The following is a 2,625-nucleotide window of genomic DNA, read 5'->3' as shown; positions in this document are numbered from 1 at the left end:
CCCCGACCCGCGACTGCGCGAGCTCCACGAGCGGGTCCGCGAGGCACAAGCCGCGGGTGTGGCCGCAGCCACCGCAGGGGCCGAGGTCGGGGCGGTCGACCGCGCGTGCCGGGGTCCGCTCACCGCCGCCGGGTACGGGGAGCAGTTCGTGCACCCAACCGGCCACGGGGTCGGGTTGGAGATCCACGAATGGCCGACCGTGGCCGCCGACGGCCGCGTGGTCCTGCAGGCCGGGATGACCGTGACGGTGGAGCCCGGCGTCTACCTCGCCGGGACCGGCGGTGTTCGGATCGAGGACACCGTCGTGATCAGCGCCGAGGGCCCACCGGAGGTGCTGACCCGCACGCCCCGCGACCTCCTGGTGCTGTAGCGCCCCGTCCGACGTGCCGACCGGCACCGGGAACGCCCACGGGAGCCGGTGCTAGCCTCGGCCAGGATCCCCCTCCAGACCTCGAACGACGACGTCTCGACACGACGCCCGCACGCCTCCGCAGGAGCCGCCATGGTCTCCACGAACAACCTGAAGAACGGCATGACGCTGGTCATCGACGACAAGCTGGTGCAGGTCGTGGATTTCCAGCACGTCAAGCCGGGGAAGGGCGGGGCGTTCGTGCGGACGAAACTGAAGAACGTCGAGACCGGCCGGGTGCTCGACAAGACGTTCCGTGCCGGCGAGGACGTCGAGCAGGCGATCATCCAGAAGCGCGAGTTGCAGTTCCTGTACCGCGACGGCGACCTGTTCATGTTTATGGACACCACCACCTACGAACAGCAGGCCGTCCCCCTCGACGCCATCGGCGACGCCGCCAACTGGTTCACCGAGGGCGACACCATCGCCGTCCTCGACTACGAGGGCCGCATCGTCGGTGTGGAACTGCCCGCATCGGTCGAACTCGAAGTCACCGACACCGAACCTGGCGTCGCCGGGAACACGGTGCAGAACGCCACCAAAGCCGCCACGCTCGAGACCGGGGTCGAGGTCCAGGTTCCGCTGTTCATCGACGTGGGTGAGCGCGTCAAGGTCGACACCCGCACCGGCGAGTACCTGTCACGGTCCTGACGTGGCGCGTGACCGCCGCCCGACCCTCTCCCGGCACGAGGCCCGCCGCCGCGCCGTCGAGGTGCTCTACGAAGCCGACGTGCTGCGGCGCGACATCCCCGAGACGCTCCAGCGCGCCGCGCGTGACCCGCACGCCGGGCCACTGGACGTCTTCGCCCGCGAGCTGGTCACCGGCGTCGCCGAGCACCTCCCCGATATCGACGCGGTGATCGGCCGCCACGCGCGCGGCTGGACGGTGGCGCGCATGCCGGTCGTCGACCGCAACATCCTGCGTCTCGGTGTCCACGAGCTGCTCGACCGCGACGACACCCCGCCGGCGGTCGTGATCGACGAGGCGGTGGAGCTGGCCAAGTCCCTGTCGACCGACGACTCGCCGCGGTACATAAACGGCGTCCTGTCGGCCGTGCTGCGAGAGGTCGGTGGCGCCGACGGGGGGTGACGAGACCGTGCTCTTGTGCTCCGTCGCGGTGTCGTTCGGCGCCGCGGGCCCGGTCCTGGGCGGACGTGGGTCCGTGTCTCCGCTCGAACGCGGTGCGAGACGGGCGCTACACAGGAGTGGACGACATCCAGGAGGAGCGATATGGCAGAGCTCGTGACCGTCAGCCAGGTGAGGGACGTCATCGGGGGGAACGACATGCGCACCGACAGTGGGCTGCCCGACTCCCTCGACGAGCGCGTGCGCGATCTGTTGGACGGGGCGATCGATCGCGCGCAGGAGAACGGGCGCGCCACGGTCCGGCCGGAGGATCTTGCCGGACCACAGGTCGACGAGCCTGCCAGCCTGACCGTCGCCAGCCGGGTCAAAGACCACGTCAAGAACGCCGACCTGCGCAGTGACGGCAACTTGCCCGACGCCGTCAACGCCCACGTGCAGGCCATATTGGAGGAAGCGATCGAGCGGGCCAGAGCCAACGGCCGCTCCACCGTCCGCCCCTACGACCTGCCGGTGCTGCGCTAGCCGGCGCGCGTGAAGCTCGCCGCGGCCGAGCTCCGCCGTGTCCGGATGCCCCTCGTGGCGCCGTTCCGGACATCGTTCGGGACCCAGACCGAGCGGGACGTGCTACTGGTCCGGGCGTTCGGCGACGACGGCGAAGAGGGGTGGGGTGAGTGCATCGCCCCGTCGGCTCCGGTCTACTCCAGCGAGTACGTCGACGGCGCCATGGACGTGATCAGTCGGTTCCTGCTCCCCCCGCTGTTCGACCTTCCCGAGCTGACCGCTTCCCAGGTGGCCCCAGCTGTCGGCGCCACCGTCGGTCACCAGATGGCGAAAGCCACGCTCGAGATGGCCGTGCTCGACGCCGAACTCCGCGCCGCCGGCAGATCGTTCGCCGACGCACTCGGGGCCGTCCGCGACGCCGTCGAGTGCGGTGTGGCCGTCGGGATCATGCCGTCGATGCCCGCACTCCTCGACACGGTCGACGACTACCTGGCACGCGGATACCGGCGCATCAAGCTGAAGATCACACCCGGGTGGGACGTCGACCCGGTCGCTGCGGTCCGCGAGCGCTTCGGCGACGATGTGCCGTTGCAGGTCGACGCCAACAGCGCCTACAGCCTCGCCGACA

General features: G+C 70.3%; 5 protein-coding genes. All 5 read left to right on the top strand.

The features are described 5' to 3' along the window. A partial coding sequence (locus tag M3N57_05410; protein MDP9022133.1) for a M24 family metallopeptidase occupies nt 1–370 on the top strand: 370 nt, incomplete at its 5' end. Nucleotides 371–502: 132 nt separating this feature from the next. Continuing rightward, nucleotides 503–1,060, top strand: a complete 558-nt coding sequence (efp, locus tag M3N57_05405) for an elongation factor P (protein ID MDP9022132.1) — start codon at nt 503–505, stop codon at nt 1,058–1,060. Nucleotide 1,061: 1 nt separating this feature from the next. Further along, on the top strand, nt 1,062–1,499 hold the full coding sequence (nusB, locus tag M3N57_05400) for a transcription antitermination factor NusB (GenBank protein MDP9022131.1): 438 nt from the start codon (nt 1,062–1,064) through the stop codon (nt 1,497–1,499). Between the two features lie 141 nt (nt 1,500–1,640). Next, a complete protein-coding gene (locus tag M3N57_05395; protein ID MDP9022130.1) occupies nt 1,641–2,018 on the top strand; it encodes a DUF1931 family protein in 378 nt (125 codons plus the stop codon). Nucleotides 2,019–2,027: 9 nt separating this feature from the next. Beyond that, the coding region (locus tag M3N57_05390; protein MDP9022129.1) for an o-succinylbenzoate synthase at nt 2,028–2,625 on the top strand (598 nt) is incomplete at its 3' end.

This window comes from Actinomycetota bacterium (assembly GCA_030776725.1).
In the GTDB taxonomy this organism is placed as follows: Bacteria; Actinomycetota; Nitriliruptoria; order Nitriliruptorales; family JAHWKO01; genus JAHWKW01.
This window is presented reverse-complemented; position numbering and strand designations above follow the sequence as displayed.

Coding starts and splice junctions, on each gene's coding strand:
- efp (MDP9022132.1), top strand. CDS start 503: ATGGTCTCCACGAACAACCTGAAGAACGGCATGACGCTGGTCATCGAC.
- M3N57_05395 (MDP9022130.1), top strand. CDS start 1,641: ATGGCAGAGCTCGTGACCGTCAGCCAGGTGAGGGACGTCATCGGGGGG.